This is a genomic window from Specibacter sp. NPDC057265 (assembly GCF_042668835.1).
Taxonomy (GTDB): domain Bacteria; phylum Actinomycetota; class Actinomycetes; order Actinomycetales; family Micrococcaceae; genus Specibacter.
This window is the reverse complement of sequence record NZ_JBHUYE010000006.1, coordinates 165,548-188,427: the sequence shown is the minus strand read 5'-3', so window position 1 is coordinate 188,427 and position 22,880 is coordinate 165,548. Positions and strand designations below refer to the sequence as shown.

21 protein-coding genes and 1 tRNA gene are annotated in these 22,880 nt (G+C 64.8%); 15 read left to right on the top strand and 7 right to left on the bottom strand.

Going from position 1 to position 22,880, the window contains the following annotated elements:
• Positions 1-38: 38 nt before the first annotated feature.
• A complete protein-coding gene (locus ACFUCV_RS06955; protein ID WP_380813847.1) occupies positions 39-2,111 on the bottom strand; it encodes an acyl-CoA dehydrogenase in 2,073 nt (690 codons plus the stop codon).
• Positions 2,108-2,875 (bottom strand): TetR/AcrR family transcriptional regulator, encoded by a 768-nt coding sequence (locus ACFUCV_RS06950; protein WP_380813845.1) that lies wholly within the window; start codon positions 2,873-2,875, stop codon positions 2,108-2,110. Before ACFUCV_RS06950 ends, ACFUCV_RS06955 begins: the two co-directional genes overlap by 4 nt.
• A 64-nt stretch (positions 2,876-2,939) precedes the next feature.
• Between ACFUCV_RS06950 and ACFUCV_RS06945 the strand changes: the two genes are divergently transcribed.
• The 3 genes from ACFUCV_RS06945 to ACFUCV_RS06935 are packed head-to-tail and all read left to right on the top strand — an operon-like array spanning position 2,940 to position 6,752.
• Positions 2,940-4,340 (top strand): acetyl-CoA C-acetyltransferase, encoded by a 1,401-nt coding sequence (locus tag ACFUCV_RS06945; RefSeq protein WP_380813843.1) that lies wholly within the window; start codon positions 2,940-2,942, stop codon positions 4,338-4,340.
• Positions 4,341-4,344: 4 nt separating this feature from the next.
• On the top strand, positions 4,345-5,742 hold the full coding sequence (locus tag ACFUCV_RS06940) for a 3-oxoacyl-ACP reductase (protein WP_380813841.1): 1,398 nt from the start codon (positions 4,345-4,347) through the stop codon (positions 5,740-5,742).
• On the top strand, positions 5,739-6,752 hold the full coding sequence (locus tag ACFUCV_RS06935) for a MaoC/PaaZ C-terminal domain-containing protein (protein ID WP_380813839.1): 1,014 nt from the start codon (positions 5,739-5,741) through the stop codon (positions 6,750-6,752). The genes ACFUCV_RS06940 and ACFUCV_RS06935 overlap by 4 nt, the downstream gene beginning before the upstream one ends.
• Here the strand turns inward: ACFUCV_RS06935 and ACFUCV_RS06930 are convergent.
• Complete coding sequence (locus ACFUCV_RS06930; RefSeq protein ID WP_380813837.1) at positions 6,709-7,530, bottom strand: DUF2786 domain-containing protein; 822 nt, start codon at positions 7,528-7,530, stop codon at positions 6,709-6,711. The genes ACFUCV_RS06935 and ACFUCV_RS06930 overlap by 44 nt on opposite strands.
• 157 nt (positions 7,531-7,687) lie before the next feature.
• A tRNA-Leu gene (locus ACFUCV_RS06925) sits at positions 7,688-7,770 on the bottom strand.
• 190 nt (positions 7,771-7,960) lie between these two features.
• Here ACFUCV_RS06925 and ACFUCV_RS06920 point away from each other — a divergent pair.
• Positions 7,961-9,265 (top strand): M20/M25/M40 family metallo-hydrolase, encoded by a 1,305-nt coding sequence (locus ACFUCV_RS06920; protein WP_380813836.1) that lies wholly within the window; start codon positions 7,961-7,963, stop codon positions 9,263-9,265.
• Between the two features lie 15 nt (positions 9,266-9,280).
• Positions 9,281-10,432, top strand: coding sequence for an acyl-CoA dehydrogenase family protein (locus ACFUCV_RS06915; protein ID WP_380813834.1), 1,152 nt, complete (start codon positions 9,281-9,283; stop codon positions 10,430-10,432).
• Positions 10,433-10,439: 7 nt separating this feature from the next.
• On the opposite strand, the gene ACFUCV_RS06910 is transcribed toward ACFUCV_RS06915, so the two are convergent.
• Complete coding sequence (locus ACFUCV_RS06910) at positions 10,440-10,679, bottom strand: DUF5703 family protein (protein ID WP_380813832.1); 240 nt, start codon at positions 10,677-10,679, stop codon at positions 10,440-10,442.
• A 155-nt stretch (positions 10,680-10,834) separates the two neighbouring features.
• Between ACFUCV_RS06910 and ACFUCV_RS06905 the strand changes: the two genes are divergently transcribed.
• Positions 10,835-11,131: a hypothetical protein gene (locus ACFUCV_RS06905; RefSeq protein WP_380813830.1), complete on the top strand. Its 297-nt coding sequence runs from the start codon at positions 10,835-10,837 to the stop codon at positions 11,129-11,131.
• Positions 11,132-11,145: 14 nt separating this feature from the next.
• Here the strand turns inward: ACFUCV_RS06905 and ACFUCV_RS06900 are convergent, their stop codons facing one another.
• The gene (locus ACFUCV_RS06900) at positions 11,146-12,081 is read right to left on the bottom strand and encodes an aldo/keto reductase (RefSeq protein WP_380813829.1); all 936 of its coding nucleotides are present in this window, start codon (positions 12,079-12,081) and stop codon (positions 11,146-11,148) included.
• A gap of 104 nt (positions 12,082-12,185) precedes the next feature.
• On the opposite strand from ACFUCV_RS06900, the gene ACFUCV_RS06895 reads away from it, so the two are divergent.
• Both ACFUCV_RS06895 and mshC read left to right on the top strand, forming a co-directional pair.
• Positions 12,186-13,022 carry an undecaprenyl-diphosphate phosphatase gene (locus ACFUCV_RS06895; protein WP_380813827.1) on the top strand — a complete coding sequence of 279 codons (837 nt, stop codon included), beginning with the start codon at positions 12,186-12,188 and terminating at the stop codon, positions 13,020-13,022.
• Positions 13,023-13,043: 21 nt separating this feature from the next.
• A complete protein-coding gene (gene mshC, locus ACFUCV_RS06890) occupies positions 13,044-14,354 on the top strand; it encodes a cysteine--1-D-myo-inosityl 2-amino-2-deoxy-alpha-D-glucopyranoside ligase (RefSeq protein WP_380813825.1) in 1,311 nt (436 codons plus the stop codon).
• On the opposite strand, the gene ACFUCV_RS06885 is transcribed toward mshC, so the two are convergent.
• Entirely contained in the window at positions 14,351-15,235 is an 885-nt protein-coding gene (locus tag ACFUCV_RS06885; RefSeq protein ID WP_380813823.1) for a PAC2 family protein, read from the bottom strand. The genes mshC and ACFUCV_RS06885 overlap by 4 nt on opposite strands.
• Positions 15,236-15,332: 97 nt before the next feature.
• On the opposite strand from ACFUCV_RS06885, the gene ACFUCV_RS06880 reads away from it, so the two are divergent.
• From ACFUCV_RS06880 to prcB, 7 genes are all read left to right on the top strand, one after another.
• The gene (locus tag ACFUCV_RS06880; protein ID WP_380813821.1) at positions 15,333-16,094 is read left to right on the top strand and encodes an HAD family hydrolase; all 762 of its coding nucleotides are present in this window, start codon (positions 15,333-15,335) and stop codon (positions 16,092-16,094) included.
• Positions 16,091-17,260: a site-2 protease family protein gene (locus ACFUCV_RS06875; RefSeq protein ID WP_380813820.1), complete on the top strand. Its 1,170-nt coding sequence runs from the start codon at positions 16,091-16,093 to the stop codon at positions 17,258-17,260. The genes ACFUCV_RS06880 and ACFUCV_RS06875 overlap by 4 nt, the downstream gene beginning before the upstream one ends.
• Positions 17,261-17,294: 34 nt before the next feature.
• Positions 17,295-18,335 carry a tRNA (adenine-N1)-methyltransferase gene (locus ACFUCV_RS06870; RefSeq protein ID WP_380813818.1) on the top strand — a complete coding sequence of 347 codons (1,041 nt, stop codon included), beginning with the start codon at positions 17,295-17,297 and terminating at the stop codon, positions 18,333-18,335.
• Between the two features lie 64 nt (positions 18,336-18,399).
• On the top strand, positions 18,400-20,127 hold the full coding sequence (gene arc, locus ACFUCV_RS06865) for a proteasome ATPase (protein WP_380813815.1): 1,728 nt from the start codon (positions 18,400-18,402) through the stop codon (positions 20,125-20,127).
• Positions 20,124-21,764, top strand: a complete 1,641-nt coding sequence (gene dop, locus ACFUCV_RS06860) for a depupylase/deamidase Dop (protein ID WP_380813812.1) — start codon at positions 20,124-20,126, stop codon at positions 21,762-21,764. The genes arc and dop overlap by 4 nt, the downstream gene beginning before the upstream one ends.
• A 93-nt stretch (positions 21,765-21,857) precedes the next feature.
• A complete protein-coding gene (locus ACFUCV_RS06855; RefSeq protein ID WP_380813809.1) occupies positions 21,858-22,058 on the top strand; it encodes a ubiquitin-like protein Pup in 201 nt (66 codons plus the stop codon).
• A 5-nt stretch (positions 22,059-22,063) separates the two neighbouring features.
• Entirely contained in the window at positions 22,064-22,879 is an 816-nt protein-coding gene (prcB, locus tag ACFUCV_RS06850) for a proteasome subunit beta (protein WP_380813806.1), read from the top strand.
• Position 22,880 lies beyond the last annotated feature (1 nt).

Below are 22,880 nucleotides of genomic sequence, written 5' to 3'. Positions count from 1 at the left end.
CGCCTGGGCCATTCCTGCCCAGGCGCCCCGCCGGTGGGCTATTTTCCGCCGGCGGCCCGGGCCCTTTCCAAAAGGACCCTCTCGTCGATGGGGGCGTCGGCGCTGGCCCGCTGGCGGCGGTAGTGGTTGCGGGCCTCGTCCTGGCGTTGCTGTTCGATCCCGGTGGCTATGGTGGCCCGCAAGTGCTCGGGGCCGTAGCCAAAGGCGTCCACCAGGTCCAGGGCGTGGGGACGAAGTTTGGCCAGGACGCGGTTGATGTAGGGCCCCAGGGTGCGTGCGCGCTGCATGGAGATCCTGCCATTCATGAGGTACCAGTCAAGGTGCTTTTCAATCAATGTCAAGCCAAAAAGGTCACGCAGCCGGGTCATGACCACCAGGGTGTTGGGGTCCTCGATGCGTGTCAGGGCGGCAGTGAATGCCTCCCATTGCAGCAGCTGGGCATGCGAGCGGGCTGCCTCAATGAGGCTGTGCTGATGGTCGTTGAACAGCTGCGCACCCTGGTCCTGGGGCATTTTGGCGGCCTCCTTCAAAGCCCCCGCCACCTCCGCCACCTGCGTGCGGACCCTGTCGGCCAGCATCTGCCGCTGGGTGTCGGCGTCCTTGAGCACGCGGGCGGACTTCTGGGCCCACCCCGTGTCGGACACAAACTGCGCCGCCTGCCGCAATCCCGTCTTGTTCAGCGTCAGATCCGCCGCCTGCCCGGCCACGAAACGGGCCAGAACGCCGAAGTCCAAATTACGGAACTCCTTGCTGTAGTCGGCAAGGAGGCGCTTGGCCACGAGTTGCAGCAGCACCGTGTTGTCACCTTCGAAGGTGGCGTAGACGTCCAGGTCCGCGCGCAGCGAGGTGAAGCGGTTTTCGACCATGAAGCCCGCGCCGCCGCAGGCTTCGCGGCATTCCTGCAGGGTATCCAAAGCATGCCAGGTGCTCAGCGACTTGAAGGCCGCCGCCAGGGTCTCCAAATCCTGGCGGTCCCCGTCAGTGTCGTGCGCGCCGGAGAAGACGTCATTGAACTTCACCAGCAGCTCTTCGTGCGCAAAAGCGGCCGCGTAGGTGGTGGCCAGGAGGGGAAGCAGGCGCCTTTGGTGGCGCTGGTAGTCCATCAGCACCACCTCGTCGGTGTTGGAGGCCGCATTGAACTGCCTGCGTTCAGTGGCGTACTGGATGGCAATCTTCAGCGCCACCTTCGACGCCGCGACGGCCGCCCCGTCCAAGGAAACCCGACCCTGGACGAGGGTGCCCAGCATGGTGAAAAAGCGGCGTCCCGGGCTGGAAATGGAGGAGCTGTAGCTCCCGTCGGGTGCCACATCGCCATAACGGTTCAACAGGTTGGTGCGTGGAATGCGGACATGGTCAAAGGCCAGGCGTCCATTGTCGATGCCGTTGAGTCCGCCCTTTATTCCGTCGTCGCGGCCCTGCACGCCCGGAAGAAATTCCTTGGTGAGTGGATCGCGGATGTCCACGTAAAAGGCATGCACGCCGTGGTTGACGCCGCGCGTAATGAGCTGGGCAAAGACCACTGCCGCCACGCCGTCCACGGCCGCGTTCCCCAGGTATTCCTTCCAGGCCGCCGCAAACGGGGTGTTGATGACGAATTCCTGTGACTGTGCATCGTAGCTGGCGGTGGTGGCAATGGAGGCCACATCGGAACCGTGCCCAATTTCCGTCATGGCGAAGGATCCGGGGATGTCCAGGTTCATGATCCCCGGCAGCCATTTATCCTGATGCTCCGCATTGCCCAGGTGCAGGACGGCGGATCCAAACAGCCCCCACTGCACCCCGCCCTTGATCTGCAGCGAGGGATCGGCAACCACCAGTTCTTCAAAACCGGCCACGTTGCCGCCGTGGTCGTCACTGCCGCCGAGCCGGATGGGGAAGGCCCGGTGGACCCCGCCAAGCTGGGCGAGCGTTTCCAATTGCGTCGAGACGCGCCTGCGGTGTTCGGTGTGACCAAGCCCCTCCTCCTTGTGAAGTTCAGGCATCCCGGCCACGCGGCGCGCCTGGAGGCGGACTTCGGCCCACCGGCCCAAAAGTATCCGGCCCAGCTCCGCAACATCAACGGCATCACTGGCGGTGGGGGCTACGGAAATGGGATTGCGTGTGCTTGTCATGATTGTCCTTTTTCAACTGGTGCAAAAATGGCGGGGGCCGTGGCAGGCACCAGCTGGCCCACGCCGTCGAACAGCCAGGCGGCAATCTGGGCCGCCATGGTTTGGGCATCCGCTTTTCCGGGGGCATCGGGGCTCTGCAGCCATGCTTCTCCGGCGGCACGCACCAAACCAATGGCCGCCGTCGGCCAATACTGCAGCAGGGCGGGGTCCGCATCCCCCAGCAGGCGCTGGAGCGGCTCCGTCAACATGGCGGTCACGGAGTCGAAGAAGCCGCGCAGCTCCCCGGACTGGCGGGTGTCCCCGTCGGAGGGAATGGTGGCGAAAAAATAGACCCGGGGGGAGGTATGAGCCATTTCAAGGTAAGCGGCCACCATGGCGGTCACGCCCTCCCGCGGTTCGGCGGCGCCCAGCCTCGCAGCAGTGATGCGCTCCTGCATTTGCCTGATGACCACGGTGCCCACGGCCTGCCGCAGCCCCGACTTGTCCTTGAAATAGCGGTAGAAAACGGATTTGGAGGTGCCTGCGGCTGTGGCAATGTCCTCCATGGACGCATCCGGACCCAGCCGGTGGATGGCCCGCCGGGCGGTTTTGATCAATTCACGGCGGCGCTGTTCACGATGCGCCTCCCACCGCACCGAACGACCATCCCGCACCGAACTACCATCCAAGGTGGCTGCAGCTGTCATTGGCACCACCGGGAGGCCTTCATCCGCGGCAGGGCCGGGAGCGGCCGGCAAGGTGGCGGGGACGTGGAGGATGTTCACGATACCCAGCGTATCAGGTACGCTGGGTATCGGTAACGCGAGGATGCTTTCAAAGGAGAACACCATGGCCCACCCCGACGCCGCAGAAACAGCGGCCCCCGGCACCCCAGCCGCCACCGGCACAACCCAGGGGACGGGCGCGCAGGCGCCGCAGGCAACCGGCGCCCAGGCAGTCCGCAAGGCAGTGGTGATCGGCGGGAACCGCATTCCCTTTGCCCGCTCCGGCGGCGCCTACTCCCACTCCTCCAACCAGGACATGCTCACTGCCGCCCTGGACGGACTGGTGGCCCGTTTTGGGTTGGCCGATGAGGAAATCGGGGAATTCGCCGCCGGCGCGGTCCTGAAACATTCCCGGGACTTCAACCTGGCCCGCGAGGCGGTGCTGGGTTCCGCCCTTGCCTCCACCACCCCGGCCTATGACCTCCAGCAGGCCTGCGCCACCGGCCTGGAAACCGTCATTGGCTTGGCGAACAAGATCAAGCTCGGCCAGATCGATTCAGCCATTGCCGGCGGCGTGGACTCGGCCTCCGATGCCCCCATTGCCGTCAGCGAGGGGCTGCGGGGCATCCTGTTGGATTTAAGCCGCGCCAAAACCACTGCCCAAAAGCTTAAAACCATCAGCCGGATCCGGCCCAGGGACCTGGCCCCCGACGCCCCCAACACGGCCGAACCACGCACCGGGCTCTCCATGGGTGAACATCAGGCACTGACCACCGCGCAGTGGAGCATTGGCCGCCAAGCCCAGGATGAACTGGCCTTGGCCAGCCACAAGAACCTGGCGGCGGCCTACGGCAGAAACTTCTTCGATGACCTCATGACGCCTTTCCGGGGCGTGTCCAAGGATTCAAATCTGCGCCCCGAAACCAGTTTGGAAAAGCTTGCCGCCCTCAAGCCCGTCTTTGGCAAGACACTCCAGGAGCCAGCCACCATGACGGCAGGAAACTCCACCCCCCTGACCGATGGTGCTGCCACCGTGCTGCTGGGCTCCGAGCAGTGGGCCAGGTCCAGGGACCTGCCCATCCTGGCCGAAGTGGTCGATGCCGAGGCCGCGGCCGTGGACTTTGTCCACGGCAAGGACGGACTGCTGATGGCCCCCGTGTTTGCCGTGCCCCGGCTGCTGGCGCGCCATCAGCTGACACTGGCCGATTTTGACTACTTTGAAATACATGAGGCGTTCGCCGCAACCGTCCTGAGCACCCTCGCAGCCTGGGAGGACGAGGAGTTCTGCAAATCCCGGCTGGGGCTCGACGGCGCCTTTGGCACCGTGGACCGCGCCAAGCTGAACGTCAACGGCTCCTCACTGGCCGCCGGACACCCCTTCGCCGCAACAGGCGGGCGCATTGTGGCCACACTGGCCAAAACACTGCATGAGCGTGGCCCCGTCAATGGCCGCCCGGCCCGCGGCCTGATCTCGGTGTGTGCCGCCGGTGGCCAGGGCGTGGTGGCAGTTTTGGAAGGGAGGTAGGGCAATGGGCAGCTTCAACAAGGCAGCCTCCGGTTCAGCCGTCCCGGGCGGTGGCGGGGACAGGTACACCGAACTGGTCAGCGGCGGGCTGGGCCGTGCCGTGGCCAAGCGGCTGGGTCTGCCCCAGCCGGCGCGGCTGCGCCGCTACAGCCCCGGGGAGCCGTTGCTGGCAGCTCCGGTGCTGGTGGTCGGCGCCGGTCCCGGGGCCGACGACGTCGCCAAAGTGCTGCTGGATTGGCACCAGGACGTGCGCCGCCATGCGACGCCGAAGGAAAAACTGGGCGCCATTGTGGTGGTGCTTGATAACCTCAATGACCCGGAACAGCTCTCGGCACCGTGGCTGACGGTTGCGGCGTCGCTGCGGGATTTGGGCCCCGGCGGACGCATCGTCACCATCTCGCGGCCAGCTGCGGACCTTGACGCTCCGGCCGTAGCCGCGGCGCGGCACGCGGTGGGCGGGATTGTCCGTTCAGTGGCCAAGGAGCTCCGACGGGGCGCCACCGCCAACGGGATCCTCTTGGCCAATGGGCTCCCCCCGGCAGCCCCCAGCGCCATGGCATCACTGCATTTTCTGCTCTCCCCACGCTCCGCCTTCGTGGACGGTCAATTCCTTGGTGCCTCCTCCGCCGGCTCCGCCGCCGCCCTGGCCGGCTGCGAGGCAAGCGAACCCCTGCTGGGCCGCGTGGCCGTGGTGACGGGCGCGGCGCGGGGGATCGGCGCCGCGATCGCCCGGACCCTGAACCGTGACGGCGCCACAGTCATTGTGGTGGATGTGCCCGCGGCGGGGGAGCAGCTCGCTGCCGTGGCCAATGAAATCCGCGGCACCGCACTGCAACTGGACATCACCGGCCACGATGCCGGGGAACGGATCTTGGAACATGCAATGTCCCGCCACGGACGGTTGGACATTGTGGTGCACAATGCCGGCATCACCCGGGACAAGCTGCTGGTCAATATGGACGCCGCCAAATGGGATTCCGTGCTGGCGGTCAACATTGGCGCGCAGCTGAAAATGAATGAGGCGTTCCTGGCCAGCGGGCACTTTGGCGGGGACTGCCGCATCATCAGCGTCTCCTCCACAAGCGGCATAGCCGGGAACAGGGGACAAAGCAATTACGCCGCGTCGAAAGCGGCGGTGATAGGCATGGTGGCGGCAACTGCCCCGATGCTGTCCGCCCGCGGCGGCACTGTCAATGCGGTGGCCCCCGGTTTCATAGAAACGGAAATGACCGCCAAGATCCCCTTCGCCACCCGCGAGGTGGCCCGGCGGCTCAACAGCCTGCAACAGGGCGGGCGGCCCGGCGACGTGGCCGAGGCCATTGCCTTCCTTGCCCAGCCGGCGGCTGCCGGCGTCACCGGCAACGTCCTGCGCGTCTGCGGGCAAAACCTGGTGGGGCAATGAGTGAGACCACGTGGCTTACTGACATGCCGTCGCTTTCCAAGCTCTACGTCAATGCCGCGGCCACCGCGGCCAAGGGACGGCTTTTGCGCCCAAGCCACGAGGCATCCCTGCCCAGCCAGGCAGTGGAAGTGCGCGGAGTCCATGCGGACCTGGCCAAAGTCACCCAGTTTGCCCACCTCATGGGGGAGCCGGCCCGCGACGTGCTGCCATCAGGGTACCTGCATGCCTTGGCCTTCCCTGTTGCCATGTCCGTGATGGTCCACGAGGAGTTCCCGCTGCCGTTGCTGGGCATGATCCACCTGCACAACGAGGTGGAACACTTCTCGCCGGTGCTTTTCAGCGATGAGCTGTGCGTGCGGGCATGGGCTCGGGAACTGGCAGGGCACCGCAGCGGCACCGCGGTAAAAATTGTGGCCGAGATCCATAATGCCGACGGCACCTTGCTGCTGTGGCGCGGCGTTTCGAGCTATCTGGCCAAGGGCGTCTACCTGCCGGGACTGGACAAGCATGCAGGGGAGGCGACGGGGGACACGGGCCACGCGGCCGACTTTGTGCCGCCCACCCCAACCGCCCAGTGGCGTCTGGGAGTGGATGCAGGGCGGGCCTATGCGGCCGTGTCGGGGGATTTCAACCCAATCCATCTGTCAGTATTGAGCGCCAAGGCGTTGGGTCTGCGCCGTTCCATTGCCCATGGAATGTATGCAGCCTCCCGGGTGCTGGCCACTGTCCCCGTGGCCAAACCGGAGGCGTTCAACTGGAACATCAGCTTCAACTCGCCCATTTTTCTTCCCGCCACCGTCTCGCTGGAGGTGCTGGACTCCCGCACCCAGGACGGCGGCTGGCGGGGCGCAACCTTCACGGCCTGGAATGCCCACACCCGCCGGAAGCACTTCAGCGGCGCCGTGACGGCCTGCGGCCCGGAGCTGAAGGAACCAGTCCAGGCTGAAAAGGGTCCGCTGGCGAAAGTCAGGACAGGGAACGCCGGCTGGATGCGTCCACCTGGCCGTTGACGGTGGCCAGTGAGCCGGCGGAGCTCCCTGCCAGATGCGCGCTCCGGGAACCTGTGGCGAGCAGGTGGCCGCGGGCCCGCCGCACGTCGGGGTGGAGCGTTCTGGCGTGCTGCTCCGCGCGCTCACGCCGGTCGATCAGGACCAGGCCGCTGCCCGGAGTTGCGGAGTCCACCTCGGCACTATATATCTGCTCAATCCGAGCAGCCACAGTGCTGAGAAATCCCAGTTGGAACTGCCGCCGTTCCAGCGTTCTTTCATGAGTGCTCAGATAATCCTTGAAGGCGTAACCCAGCCACCACGTGGTCATGGCTGTTTCCATCTGGAGGCGCAGGGAGGCGAACAAGCGAAGAATCTGTTGCACATCCGATTCGGCACCGATTAAATACAGCAGTTTTTTGGAACTGGTGGTGGCCTGCAGGACGCTGACGGTGCGCATGGCCACCGCAATCGCACTGAAACCTCGAGCCTGACCCACGCGGTACTGGCCGGCAAACTCCATCCGGTGTTCCACCATCGACTCCTGCGGTCTACCTTCTTTGCCGGCCTCGGCGTCAACAACTGCCTGCTCAATGCCATAACGGACCATCAGGCGCTCCGCGTGCTCTTGAAAGGCCTGGGCCTCCGCCGGAAAAGGGGTGTTCCCGGCCTTGGCCAACAGCTTGGTGATGAGCTTGAGTGTCTTGGCTGCCTTGCGTGCTGACTGCCGGGCAGCCGACTCCGGCGGTTTGGGGTGCCCGGCGACGTTGGCCTCTTGCCTGCCGGGGCGTTGGGTGTCCACGGTGATACCTTCCTGACGGAGGAGGCCGGGCCCTGCAGGGTCCGGCATGGCACACACTTTAGCCCCGGGCTGTGACACCGAACGCCGCCCGGCAGCCGGGGGCGCCGCAGCATGAAAAAAACTCCCCGGCAACCAAAGTTGCCGGGGAGTTTGTTTGTGCGCGGAGGGGGACTTGAACCCCCACCCCGTTTCCAGGACTAGCACCTCAAGCTAGCGCGTCTGCCATTCCGCCACCCGCGCAGGTGATCGCTGACGAACCGGTTCCACCCTCTGAGTTGAACCGTTGTCCGCCGCAGCAGCGATGAAAACTTTAGCACGGTTTTTATCCGAAACAACAATCGAACGATTCCAGCCCCACCGACGGAAGCACCTGCAGGCAAACGCGGCCGCGGGTAGGCTGGGAAGACACCAGAACAGAAGGAGTTCCCCCGTGAGCCACGTCAGGCCCGAAGATGAAGTCGCCGGCATCTGCGCCGAGCTGATCCGCTATGACACCAGCAACTTTGCGGACAACGAGGGCCCGGGGGAACGCGCCATTGCCGAGTACACCGCAGGACTCATTGCCGAGGTTGGACTCGCACCGGAACTTTACGAATCGGCGCCGGGACGGGCCAATGTGGTGACCCGGATTGAAGGCAGCGACTCCTCCCTTCCTGCCTTGGTGGTCCACGGGCATTTGGATGTGGTGCCGGCCCAGGCACAGGACTGGAGCGTTGACCCCTTTGGCGGGGAGGAGCGTGACGGCCTGATTTGGGGCAGGGGCGCCGTGGACATGAAGGACATGGACGCCATGATTTTGTCCGTGATGCGCTCCATGGGCCGGGAAGGCCGCAAACCCAAACGCGACATTGTCTTTGCCTTCTTTGCCGACGAGGAGGCCGGGGGCGCCTACGGTGCGCGCTGGTCGGTGGATCACCGTCCCGAGCTGTTCGAAGGGGCCACGGAGGCCATCTCCGAAGTGGGTGGGTTCTCCACGCAGATCAACGGCAAGCGCGCCTATCTGCTGCAGACGGCGGAAAAGGGCCTGGCCTGGCTGCGGCTCACCGCCCATGGCCGTGCCGGGCACGGCTCACACATCAACACCGACAATGCAGTGACCCGATTGGCGCGGGCAGTGACGCGCATTGGCGAGCACACCTGGCCCATTGAATACACCGACACCACGCGCGCCTTCCTGGAGGGCGTCTCGGAATTGACCGGGATTGAATTTGATGAGTCCAACCCCGAAACGCTGTTGAGCCAACTGGGCACGGTCTCCCGCTTTGTCGGTGCCACACTGCAGAACACCTCCAATCCCACTTATTTGAAAAGCGGCTACAAGGCCAATGTAATTCCGGGCACAGCGGAGGCCATGATTGACATCCGCACCCTCCCCGGCCAGCACGAGCAGGTCCTTGACATGGTGCGGGAACTCGCCGGTGAAGGTGTGGAAATCTCCACCATCCACAACGACGTTTCCCTGGAGACCCCCTTTGCCGGAAATCTGGTGGACGCCATGATTGATTCCCTCCATGCCGAGGACCCGGGCTCCACGGTTTTGCCGTACACCCTCTCCGGTGGAACCGACAACAAGTCCCTGAGCCGCCTGGGCATCACCGGCTACGGATTTGCGCCGCTGCAGCTGCCGCCGGAGCTGGACTTCACCGGCATGTTCCACGGGGTGGATGAGCGTGTGCCCGTCAGTTCCCTGCAGTTTGGCGCCCGCGTGCTGGACCGCCTGCTCAGCAGTTATTAGGAAGGCGGTGCTTGGATGGAACTTCATGAACTGCTGCCCGATGAACTGTTGGAGCGCTTCCGCGCCCGCGCCAAGGGCTATGACGAGCGCAACGAGTTCTGTTACGAGGACCTGGCCGAGCTGAAGCAACAGGGCTACTTGGGCATGTTTGCGTCCGAGCGCGACGGCGGGCTGGGCTTTGGCCTGGAACAGGCAGCCGCCGCGCAGCGCCGCCTGGCCACGGCTGCACCGGCCACGGCCCTGGCCATCAACATGCACCTGGTGTGGACGGGGGTGGCGCATTTGCTGGGCCGGCGTGGAGATGATTCACTGCACTTCGTGCTGGAGGAGGCCCTGGCGGGGGAGGTGTTCGCCTTTGGCAACTCGGAGGCGGGGAACGATTCGGTGCTCTTTGACTCCAATACGGTGGCTGAGCCGTTGGCAGACGGCGGCTACGCCTTCACGGGCACGAAGATCTTCACGTCGCTGTCCCCGGCCTGGACCAGGTTGGGAATTTTTGGCAAGGACACCACCGCCGCCGAACCCCTGCTGGTCCACGCCTTCATTAGCCGCAACACCCCCGGCTACAGCATCAAGGAGGACTGGAACACCCTGGGCATGCGGGCCAGCCAGTCCAACACCACCGTGCTCGAGGGCGTGCGGGCCCCCGCCGAGCGCGTCTTCCGCAAACTCCCGGCAGGTCCCACGGCCGATCCGCTGATTTTTGCCATTTTTGCCTGCTTTGAGACATTGATTGCCGCCGTTTACACCGGTTTGGGGGAGCGCGCACTGCAACTGGGAGTGGAGACTGTCCAGCGGCGGATGTCGAAAAAAACCGGCCGCAGCTATGCCCAGGACCCGGACATCCGTTGGCGCATTGCCGAGGCGGCACTGGCCATGGACGGGCTGTACCCGCAGCTCGCCGGCATTGCCCGCGATGTGGATGCACAGCTTGATCACGGCAAGCAGTGGTTCCCCCAACTGGTGGGGCTGAAGGTCCGTGCCACCGAAACGGCACGCACCGTGGTGGATTTGATCATTCGGGTCAGTGGTGGCAGCAGTTACTTCGCCGGTTCGGAACTAAGCCGGCTGTACCGCGACGTGCTGGCGGGAATGTTCCACCCCTCCGATGATGAATCGGCGCATGGCACGATCGCCAATGCCTGGCTGGGACCAGTCGAACCCTGAGGGCCAGCTAGTAGACCTCCAAGGTCCGTTCGACGCGGAACACCTTCCGGCGCATCAGGTACTTCCGCTCCCCACCCATGTACAGGGTGCTGCGTTCCAGTTCCCACTTGCCGTATTCGGCGTGCTCGCGCAGGCGCTGGTAGGCACCGGGGACGGACTCACCGGCGGGCACGGTGATGAGCAGGTATTCGAACTGTCTCAGCGGCGCCTGCGCGCTTGTCTGCGCCGGTTTCAGTGTTTCCTTCATGAACCATCCTTCCCTGGGCCGGCACCATTGCCTGGTGCACTTCCAAAGTACCTTGTACGGGGGGTGGGGGAGTAAAAAAGCTTGCCGTCGCGCTGCTGGATTCCATGGTGGGCGGGGACTTTCAACTTGGCCTGCACACTGGTACGGTCAAAACCATGAGCATTGATCCCCGTGAAGCCCTGAGTGCCTTGACCACAGCCCTGGAAGAACACCTGGTGGCAGCCTCGGCCCGCAGGGGCGAGGAGGATCCCCTGGTTGAGGCCGCATTCCTGGGCATCATTGACGCCTTTGAGGCGTATGAGGAAGCCCTCTTCGACGCCTTTGACGAGGTGACGCCGCTGGTGATCTACGGCGAGGACGACGAGCTGGGCGAAGACTTTGAAGACTATGACGGGCAGCCGCAGGATTCCGCCGGCTCCGATGTGGATTCAGCGCAGCAGGGCAGCAACTAGCCCACCGGCCCACATCAGGCGGCCCTTGAGACTTCGCTGAGCACGCTGAGGATTTGTTCCGGCAGCGGTGCCAGTGAGGCGGCCAGGATTTCCTGAAGCTGTTCCCTGGTCCGCGGGCCCACCACCGCAGTTGCCACCGCGTTATTTTCCAACAACCAGCTCAGGGCCACGTCCAGGGGCCGCCTGCCCAGTCCCTGGGAGGCTGTCATGAGCGCCTCGGTGATGCGTTGCGGGCGGTCCTCCAAATACTTCTGCACGTAGCCGGCCATGGTGTCGCAGGCGGCCCGGGAGTCCGCCGGAACATGGGCACGGTATTTGCCCGTGAGCACCCCCCGGCCCAGCGGCGCCCAGCTCATCAGGCCCGCACCCACGTGTTCGGCCGCGGGCGCCACCTCCTGCTCGGCGGCCCTTGCCACCAGCGAATACTCCACTTGATTGGCCACCAACGGCACCTCGCACAGGGTCGCCGCCCGGGCCAGTTGCCAGCCGTTGTAATTTGACACCCCCACATACCGGGTCCGGCCGCTGCTGACGGCAAATTCCAGGGCCCCCAGGGTTTCCTCCAGCGGCACATTGTCATCCCAGAGATGTGCCAGCCACAAGTCCAGGTGGTCGGTTCCCAGCCTTGCCAGCGTCGCATCCAGTCCTGCCAGCATGGCACGGCGGGAGGTGTCCACCATGCGCCTGCCTTTGCGGTGTCCCACACCGGCCTTGGACACCAGCACCAGATCGCTGCGCGGAACAACGTCGCCCACCAGTTCACCCAGAATGGCCTCGCTGCGGCCCTCCTCATAGCTGTCGGCAGTGTCCACGGTGGTTCCGCCGGCGTCGACAAAGTCCCGCAGCTGACCACGGGCACTCTCGGGATCGGTGGCATTGCCCCAGGTCATGGTGCCCAGGGCAAGAGCGGACACACGCAGTCCGCTGGTTCCGGTAAATCGTTGTTCCATACCTGCAAGCTTACGGTCAACCTGCTGTGTCCCCGGGCACCGGATCCCCGCGGCCGGAAGGTGCCGCACGCATGGGGCTGGCCGCATGCTCTAGGCTGAAACCCGTGAATTGGTTTGAAGCAGCCTTCCTGGGCCTTGTGCAGGGTCTGACAGAATTTCTCCCCATCTCCTCCAGCGCCCACTTGTTTGTGGTGGGCAAGTTCCTGCCCTCGGCCGAGGACCCGGGTGCGGCGTTCACGGCAGTAAGCCAGCTGGGCACGGAAACCGCCGTGCTGGTGTTTTTTTGGCGCGACATTGTCCGCATCATCAAAGCCTGGTGGGGTTCCCTGCGGGGCCACGTGCCACGCAATGATCCCGATGCACGCATGGGCTGGCTGGTCATTCTGGGCAGTGTGCCCATTGCCCTGCTCGGGGTGCTGCTGCAAAGCCACATTGAATCGACCCTGCGCAATTTGTGGCTTGTTGCCACCACTTTGATAGTCTTCGGCGTTTTTCTGGCCGTGGCGGACAAGGTCGCCACCCAGCGCCGGGACCTGACCCAGCTCAGCGTCAAGCACGGCATTTTGTACGGCTTCGCCCAGGCTTTGGCGCTGATCCCGGGCGTATCACGCTCCGGCGGCACCATCACCGCCGGCCTGTTGATGGGCTACACCCGTGAATCGGCGGCACGCTACGCATTTTTGCTGGCCATCCCGGCAGTGTTTGGCAGCGGCTTGTATGAGCTGTACAAAATTTTCAGCGAGCATGCCGACGTCCCTGCCCCCTTCGGCATTGGCGAAACCCTGCTGGCGACGGCCATTGCCTTTGTGGTGGGCTATCTGGTCATTGGTTGGTTCCTGAAATACATTTCCACGAAGAGCTTCATGCCCTTTGTCTGGTACCGGATTGCCCTGGGCGTGCTGCTGTACCTGCTGCTGGGCACGGGCGTCATCACTGCCTAGTTCACGTATAGGCTTAGCTCTGTGAAAACCTGGATGTCCCACGCCCTGCCCCAACTCCCCGGCCAAATGCCGGCCATCAACCTTTATGAAAGCACTCAAGGAACGGTGCTCGCCCTGCCTTCCGGCGCGGCTGCGAGCCTGTATGTGTGCGGCATCACCCCCTATGATGCAACCCATATGGGCCATGCTGCCACCTATGTGGCCTTTGACCTGCTGAACAGGGCCTGGCGGGACCAGCACCGCACGGTGGAGTACGTGCAAAATGTCACTGACATTGACGATCCGCTGCTGGAGCGCGCCACGCGTGACGGGGTTGACTGGCGGGAGCTTGCCGCCACACAGATTGAGCTTTTCCAGGCAGACATGGAAGCCTTGAACGTTTTGCCGCCCAGCCACTACGTGGGCGCCGTGGAGGCCATCGAGTGGATTGTGCCCGAGGTGCTGCAACTGCTTCAGGCCGGGGTGGCCTACGCCGTGGCCGGTTCCGACGGGGAGCCCGACGGCGACATTTACTTCTCCGTCGAGGCCGCCTCCGCCGCCGCGCAGGACAGCTCCTTGGAGGCCCCCTGGTGGCTGGGGCAGATCTCCGGGCTCAACGCCGGGGAAATGCTGAACTTTTTTGCCGAACGCGGCGGCGACCCGCAGCGGCCAGGCAAACGGCACCCGCTGGATGCACTGCTGTGGCGCGTCCACCGGGATGGCGAACCGTCATGGGACGGTGGCGCCCTGGGTGCCGGGCGTCCGGGCTGGCACATTGAATGCACCGTCATTGCCCAGCGCTTTTTGCCCGCACCCTTCACCGTGCAAGGCGGTGGCAGCGACCTGATCTTCCCGCACCACGAGGTGGGCGCCGGGCATGCCTATGCCCTGGGTGGCAAAGCCATGGCCCGGCGCTACGCGCACACGGGCATGGTGGGCCTGGACGGGGAAAAGATGAGCAAGTCCCTGGGCAACCTGGTGATTGTTTCGCAGCTGCGTGCCGAGAACGTGGAACCGGCGGCCATCCGCGTGGCCATTTTGGCCAACCATTACCGCAGCGACTGGTTCTGGACCCGGGAACTATTGAATGAAGCCGTGGCCAGGCTGGCACGCTGGCGTGCGGCTCTGGCAACCGCCCCCGAGGGCAGTGCAGCACAACTGCTGCTCGAACTGCGCCAGGCCCTCTCCGAGGATTTGGATGCCCCCCGTGCCCTGGCGGCCCTGGATGCCTGGGCCGCGGCCTCCCACGCAGGCAACGCGGCGGGATCGGCCGCCGATGCGGCACTTGCCGCCGATGCCGTCAATGCCTTGCTGGGTGTGGAGCTCCAGAACACGCCGGCGGTCAACGGCTAGGACTGCTCATGTCCGCGCCGGCGCAGATACCGCTCAAATTCCTTGGCAATGGACTCCCCGGAGGCCTCCGGAAGTTCGGCAGTGTCCTTGGACTCTTCCAGCTGGCGCACATAGGAGGCGATTTCGGGATCCCCGCCCGCCAGATCATTGACCCCGCGTTCCCAGGCCTGCGCGTCGTCGGAGAGTTCCTGCAGGTCCAGGGGCACGCCCAAAAAATCCTCAATGCGGTTCAACAGGGCAAGTTCGGCCTTGGGGGAGGGGGCCTGCGCCACGTAATGGGGCACCGCGGCCCAAAGCGAAACGGTGGGCAGGCCGGCCAGCAGGGCCACCTCGTTGAGAATGCCCACAATGCCAACCGGACCTTCATACTGGGATTGTTCCAAGCCAAGGCCCTCGGCGAGTTCCTCGTCGTCGCACGTGGCGGTGACCGGAATGGGCCGCGAGTGGGGCACGTCGGCCAGCAGCGAGCCGACCAAAATGATGTAGTTGACATTAAGTTCCGCGGCCTTGGCCAGGAGTTCAGCCGTGTAGGCCCGCCACCTGTAGGAGGGCTCTATGCCATGGACCAGGATCACATCAACGTCCGCGCCGGGAATTGAGGTGCGGGCAATTTTAGTCAGGGGCCACTTGATTTTCCGGCCGCCCGTGGACGTGAACCGCACTTCCGGACGGGTGAACTGGAAGTCGTAGTATTCATCGGGCTCCACCACCGCCACCCGCTTCGCCCCCCACAGGGTGTGCAGACGCTTCAGGGCGTCACTGGCTGCCTCGCCGGCGTCGTTCCAGCCCTCAAAGGCCGCCAGCATCACTGTCACGCGTTTTTCCCCGGACACCGGTTTCAACAACCTCTGGCGGGGCTCGCCCTCATTAAATGTGCTCACCCTCCCACCCTACGGCCGCAACCGTCCCGGGCACTACCCGCCCCCGCCCGCCGAAGGCCCCGAAAAGGGGCCGCGCCACAGCCCGTAGAATGAAGTCATGTTTTCACCTTCCGCCGCCGCCGTGCCCGCCACGACTCCACCGTCCACCGCGTTAAAAGCGGTCCTGTGGGACATGGATGGCACGCTGGTGGACACTGAACCGTACTGGATCGCCGCTGAAATGACGTTGGTGGCGGCCCATGGAGGCCACTGGGATTTGGCGCAGGCACATCAACTGGTGGGCAAGGCCCTCACCGACTCAGCCAAGGTCCTGCAGGGCGCGGGCGTGGCACTGGGCGTGCGTGAAATCATTGACTACCTCTCCAACTCCGTCATTGCCAAAGTCCACCAGAAAGTTCCGTGGCGGCCCGGGGCCCGGGAACTGCTGGCGGCACTGCATGCCCAAGGGGTGCGGTGCGCCTTGGTCACCATGAGCGAGCGGAACCTGGCCAGCGAAGTGGTGGCTGCGCTGGACGCGCAGTACTTTGAATTCCTGGTCACCGGTGATGAAGTGCAGCACGGCAAGCCCCACCCCGAGCCGTACCTCGGTGCCATTGCCCGCCTGCAGCAAAGCGATCCCGCCCTGACCGCCGCGCACTGCGCAGCCCTGGAGGATTCCGTTCCAGGGGTGGCCTCGGCCGTGGCTTCGGGGGTCGCCACCATTGCCATCCCGCATGCTGTGCCCTTGCCGGCCGATCCGCGCTACACCATCTGGGATTCGCTTGCGGGGAAAACAAGCGGCGACGTCGCCGCCGTGGTGGCGGCACGAGCAGCCGGGACCATGCTGCCGCGCACCGTTGACTTGGGCGCCGGCCTGTGAGCAGCCCCGACAACGGCACCAAGGTCCGCAACGAAGGCCTGGTGCTGGGTTCCGTGCGGGGCACGCCGGTGATCTTGGCCAATTCCTGGTTCATCATTGCTGCCGTGACGGTGCTGATCTTTGGACCGCAGCTGCAGGGCATTTTTCCCACCCTGGGGTGGGGTGCCTATGGCATTGCTTTTGCCTATGCCCTGTTGCTGCTGATTTCAGTGTTCCTGCACGAACTGGCCCATGCGGTGTCAGCCAAACTCTATGGCTGGACCACGCACCGCATTGTGTTGAACCTGTGGGGCGGACATACGGAGTTCGACTTCAGCAAGGCCTCTCCGGGGAAGGCCCTGGTGGTGGCCCTGGCGGGACCGCTGGCGAACTTTGCCCTGGCCGCGCTGGGATACCTGTTCCGGTGGGCCTTCATTGATGCCGGCGCATCAACCACCGTGGCCATGAACGTCGCGGTGCTGCTCAGCAACATCTTCATTTGGGCCAATCTGCTGCTGGGCCTGTTCAATATTCTTCCCGGCTCGCCCTTGGACGGCGGACGCCTGGTGGAATCCATTGTCTGGAAGGCCACCGGCAGCCAGGAAAAGGGCACCATTGCCGCCGGTTGGGCCGGGCGCGTCATTGTGGTGCTGATCGTGGCCGGCTTCCTGCTGGTCCCGTATCTGCGCGGCCGCACGCCGGAGCTGACCAGCAGCTTCATTGTGGTCCTGCTCGCCGGGTTCCTGTGGATGGGGGCCTCGGCTTCCATCAAGGGCGCCACCATTCGCCTGCGCCTGCCCCAAATCACGGCCGGATCCCTGGCCGCACCCGCCGTCAGTGCCTCCAGCCAGTGCAGCGTGGCCCAGCTGTGGACGCTGCGGGGGGAATTCCCCGCCGCACCCATTGTTTTGCACGGCGCGGACGGCCGGCCCTCGGGCGTGGTGGATGAACATGCGCTGGCACATGTGCCCAGCCAGGCGGCCGGGCTCACACCGGCAAATTCAGTGGCCCGGGCACTGTCGGCCGGTGCCTATGTGCCGGCCACGGCCGCTGGAGCCGAACTGGTGCAATACCTTGCGCAGCTGCCCGACACGGAATATGCCGTGATTGACCCGCAGGGACGAATCACCGGCCTGCTCAGCCAGGCCAAAGTGGTTGCCGCCATCACCGGCAAGCCCCTTCGCTAACTTTTTGCCTCACATCACACGACAGGAACCACCCATGACGTACCCCGCAACGCCCCCAGCAGCCACCGAGCCCCAGCAGGGCGCACACCCCCACGGCGCCACGGCACGCCGTGGACCCTTCCGTGCGGGAGAAAGGGTGCAGCTCACCGACGAGCGCGGGCGCATGAACACCATCACCCTCACCCCCGGGACCGCGTACCACACGCACAAGGGCTTTTTAAACCACGACCTGCTCATTGGCGCACCTGAAGGTTCCATGGTGGAGAACAATGTGGGCCAGCAGTATCAGGCCCTGCGGCCGTTGCTGTCGGACTTCGTGCTGTCCATGCCCCGCGGCGCGGCAGTGGTCTACCCCAAGGACGCCGGCCAGATCATCACCATGGGCGACATCTACCCCGGTGCGCGCGTGGTGGAGGCAGGTGTGGGCTCCGGCGCCCTGTCCATCTCGCTGCTGCGGGCGGTGGGCGACAACGGCTATCTGCACTCCTTCGAGCGCCGCCAGGAATTCGCCGACATTGCCCGCGGCAATGTGGAGACCATTTTTGACGGCCCCCACCCGGCCTGGAAAATCTCCCTGGGCGATTTCCAGGACCAGGTGGTGGCCCAGGAGGAGCCGGGCAGCATTGACCGGGTGGTGCTGGACATGTTGGCGCCCTGGGAATGCCTGGACGCGGTGGCCACGGTGCTGGCACCCGGCGGGGTGTGGATCAACTACGTGGCCACCGTCACGCAGCTTTCCCGCACGGCCGAGGCCATCCGCGCCGACGGCCGCTTCACGGAACCCGACGCGTGGGAATCCATGGTTCGTGGCTGGCACCTGGAAGGCCTTGCCGTGCGCCCTGACCACCGCATGGTGGCGCACACGGGGTTCCTCATGGTCACCCGCCGGCTGGCCGACGGCGTGACAGGCATGACGCCCAAGCGGCGCGCCTCCAAATCCGACTTTGCGCAGGAGGACCTGGACGCCTGGACGCCGGCAGCAGTGGGGGAACGGGCCGTGTCGGACAAGAAGCTGCGCCACGCAGCCCGCGATGCCTCCGCCACCGTGCAGACCCGCAGGAATACGGCACCGTAGGAATCCCTGGCACTAAACTGAGGCAGTACCGGTCAGCAATGGCCCCGGCAAAGGAGCGACGGCAATGAGCAATGAGAGCAATCCGGTCCCTGCATACGATGCGCAGCAGGCGGTGCTTGAGCGCCAGCTCAATGTGATGCGGGAGAAGGCGCGGAACCTTGACCGGCAACTCGCCGCGGCAACGGGCAACAACGGCAAGCTCGTGGCCATGTTGGAGAGCGCCAAAACCGAGATCATGAAGCTGCGCGGCGCCTTGGAAAATGAGGGTGAGCCGCCCTACAGCTTTGGCACCGTCCTGGCGATCCACCGTCAGGCTTCCGGCCTGCCGCAACCCAAGCCCGGCGAGGGCGTTGACATTTACGCCTCCGGCCGCAAAATGCGGGTGGGATTGAGCCCCCTGCTGCGCATTGACGAGCTGTCACTGGGCCAGGAAGTGCTCCTCAATGAATCCTTCACCATCATTGCAGCCTTGGGTTATGACATTGTCGGCGACATTGTCACCGTGAAGGAACTGCTCGGCGACAGCCGCGCCCTGGTGTTGGGCCGCTCCGACGAGGAGCGGGTGGTGCGTTTGGCAGGGCCCCTGCACGGTGTCGTGAAGGTGGGGGACGCCCTGACACTGGACGGGCGGACCGGGTATGCACTGGAAAAGGTGCCCCGCTCCGAGGTGGAGAACCTCATCCTGGAGGAAGTGCCCGACATTTCCTATTCAGACATTGGCGGGCTTGGCAGCCAAATTGAACAAATCCGCGATGCCGTGGAACTGCCGTTCCTGCACCCGGAGTTGTACCGCGAGCACGGGCTGAAGGCTCCCAAGGGGATCCTGCTGTACGGGCCCCCCGGCTGCGGGAAGACCTTGATCGCCAAGGCCGTGGCCAATTCCCTGGCCAAGCGGGCCCGGGAACGCTCCGGAGTGCTGGATCAAAAGAGCTACTTCTTGAACATCAAGGGCCCGGAACTGTTGGACAAGTACGTGGGGGAGACCGAGCGGCAAATCCGGTTGATCTTCAGCCGCGCCCGGGAGAAGGCCTCCGACGGCAGTGCCGTGGTGGTTTTCTTTGACGAAATGGACTCCTTGTTCCGCACGCGCGGCACGGGGGTTTCCTCGGATGTGGAAACCACCATTGTGCCGCAGCTCCTGAGCGAAATTGACGGCGTGGAGCGGCTGGACAATGTCATTGTCATTGGCGCCTCCAACCGCGAGGACATGATTGATCCGGCCATTCTGCGGCCGGGCCGGCTGGATGTGAAGGTCAAGATCCACCGCCCCGACGCTGAAGCGGCGGCGGACATTTTCACCAAGTACGTCACCACCTCGCTGCCCCTGCATGCCGAGGACGTGGCCGCCCACAACGGCAGCCTGCAGGAGACCGTGGACGCCATGATCCAACGCACCGTCGAAGCCATGTACGCCACTGACAAATCCAATGAATATTTGGAGGTGACGTACGCCAACGGGGACACTGAAATGCTGTACTTCAAGGACTTCAACTCCGGTGCCGTGATTCAAAACGTGGTGGACAGGGCCAAGAAATATGCCATTAAGGAACTGTTGACCAGCGGTGAAAAAGGCATCCGGATCGAGCACATGCTGCGCGCGGTGGTGGATGAGTTCCGGGAACACGAGGACATGCCCAACACCACCAACCCGGACGACTGGGCCAGGATTTCAGGGAAAAAGGGTGAACGGATCACGTATATCCGCACCATCGTCCAAAGCAAGCAGGGGCAGGTTCCCGGCAAAACGCTGGATCCGCTGGAAACCCTCAGCAACACGGGACAGTATCTATGAGCGCCATCCGTGTCATGGGCGCCGAGACCGAATACGGCATCCATGCCCCCGGCGCGCCCCAGCTCAATGCGAGCTGGCTGTCCACGCAGGTGGTCAACGCCTATTCCCGCCACACCAGCCACCGGGCCGCCGCCGGCGGGGAAACACGGTGGGACTACACCGATGAGGATCCGCTGGCAGACGCCCGGGGCTGGAGCATGCCCCGGGCCGCCGCGCACCCGAGCCAGCTCACCGACGTCGACCCTGCCATCAACACCGAGGTGACCGCGGCGCAAATTGCCTTGGAAGGAGGGCAGACGGGGGATCCCACCGCGCCGCTGATGATGAACATGGTGCTGGGCAACGGTGCCCGGCTCTACGTGGACCACGCCCACCCCGAATATTCCTCCCCGGAGGTCACCAATCCCCTGGACGCCGTGCGGTGGGACGCGGCAGGGGACCTGGTGGCGCTGGCGGCTGTGCGGCGCATTGCCGCCACCGCCGGCATGCCCGCCATCAACCTGTACAAGAACAACACCGACAACAAGGCCGTCTCCTACGGCAGCCATGAGAACTACCTCATGCCCCGCAGCGTGCCGTTTAAGAACATTGTGGCCGGCCTGACACCCTTTTTCGTCACCCGCGCCATCATGTGCGGGGCCGGACGTGTGGGCAGGGGGCAGGACGGCGGCGGTGCCGGTTTCCAAATCAGCCAGCGTGCAGACTTCTTTGAAGCCGAGGTGGGGCTGGAAACCACCGTGCGCCGGCCCATCATCAACACCCGCGACGAACCCCACGCCGTGCACGACAAATACCGCCGCCTGCATGTGATCATCGGTGACGCCAACCTGGCGCAGGTCTCCAATTTCCTCAAGTTCGGCACCACCGCCCTGGTGCTGGACATGATTGAGCACGGCACCGCACCGGAGCTGGCATTCGCGGACCCCGTGGCCACGCTGCGCGATGTCAGCCACGACTGGCGCCTGCAACGGCAGCACCTGCTGGCCGACGGCAGCCAGATCAGCGCCCTTGAGGTGCAGTGGCTGTATTTGAACGCCGCCAAGGCCCACGTCCGGACCCGGGGCGCCGCCGGTTCCTCCGATGCGCACACACCGGCCGTGCTGGCCAAGTGGGAGGAGATTCTGACCGGCCTGGCGCAGGACCCCATGTCGCTGGCACAGCAGCTGGAGTGGGTGGCCAAGCTGCAGCTTTTGGAGGGGTACCGGGCCCGGGACGCCATGGAGTGGGACGACCCCCGACTGGGCCTCATTGACCTGCAATGGTCAGATGTCCGGCCGGAAAAGGGGCTGTATTACAAGTTGTTGCAGCACGGCCGGATGACGCGCCTGGTCAGCGATGCCTCCATTGCCGCCGCCGTGCAAAATCCGCCGGCGGACACGCGCGCATACTTCCGCGGCCGCTGCATCCAAAAATTTGGCTCCGCGGTGGTGGGTGCCAGCTGGGATTCGGTCATCTTTGAAGTCCCTGAACAGCGCCGCCTGCGACGGATCCCCACCAAGGAGCCGCTGCGGGGCACCCAGGCGCTCACCGGCGGGCTTTTTGATGAAAGCCCCACCCTGGACGTTTTTTTGACCGCCCTGCTGGCCGGTGGCGGGCGGTCCGCCGCCGCCGCGCCCAACGGGGACGCCGGGCACTGACCGGCCGGGCACGCGGCAAAGCGTGCGGCTCCGTGGCAGTATTGAAGCAGGCACCAAAACCGGTGCCTGCGGATTACGCACAAAGGACGCATCATGGCCTCTCAAGAGCAAAAGAACTTCTCCTCCCGCACCGGGGAAGAACACGTCGAAGAGCTGCCCGTACCCGAGCCCACCCCCGCAGCGCCCCAGGCCGCCACCAGCGGGGTTGATGACCTGCTGGATGAAATTGACGGCGTGCTGGAGTCCAATGCCGAGGAGTTTGTCCGCGGCTTTGTGCAAAAAGGCGGGCAGTAACCCCCATGGACGCCCTGCCTGGGCGTTCCCTGCCGCTGGGGGGCGGCGGCACGCCGTCGTTCCTGGACCATGTGCGGGCACATCACCCGCAGCTGCTGCCGTTCGGCGCTGACATCCCGGCGGCGGCGGCGCAGCAGGCCCCCCACGGCACCACCATTGTGGCGCTGACCTTTGCCGGGGGAGTGCTGATGGCGGGGGACAGGCGCGCCACCATGGGTTCCCTAATTGCCAGCCGCCGCATTGAAAAGGTGTTCCCGGCGGACAGGTTTTCAGTGGTGGGCATTGCCGGAACCGCGGGGATTGCCATTGACATGGTGCGCTTGTTCCAGGTGGAGCTGGAGCACTACGAGAAAATTGAAGGCACGCTTTTAAGCCTCGAGGGCAAGGCCAACCGGCTCGGCGCCATGGTGCGCGCCAATCTGCCCCTGGCCATGCAGGGGCTGTCGGTGGTGCCCTTGTTTGCCGGGATTGAACCGGGCAGCCGGACCGGGCGGTTGTTTTCCTATGACGTCACCGGCGGCCGCCATGAAGAATGCGAACACCACAGCGTGGGCTCCGGCTCCGTGTTCGCCCGGGGCGCCTTGAAGAAGTTGTGGCAGCCCCAGCTCAGTGCCAGCGAGGCCGTCACCGTGGCCGTTGAAGCCATCATTGACGCCTCCGACGACGACTCCGCCACGGGCGGGCCCGATTTGGCACGACGGCTGTGGCCGGTGACCTGGCGGGTGACCGGCGACGGCGCGGCCAGGGTGGGGCAGGACGAGCTGGCCGCCGCGGTGGAGACGGTGCTGGCCAGACGCATGGCTGAAGGCAGGGAGGCCTGAC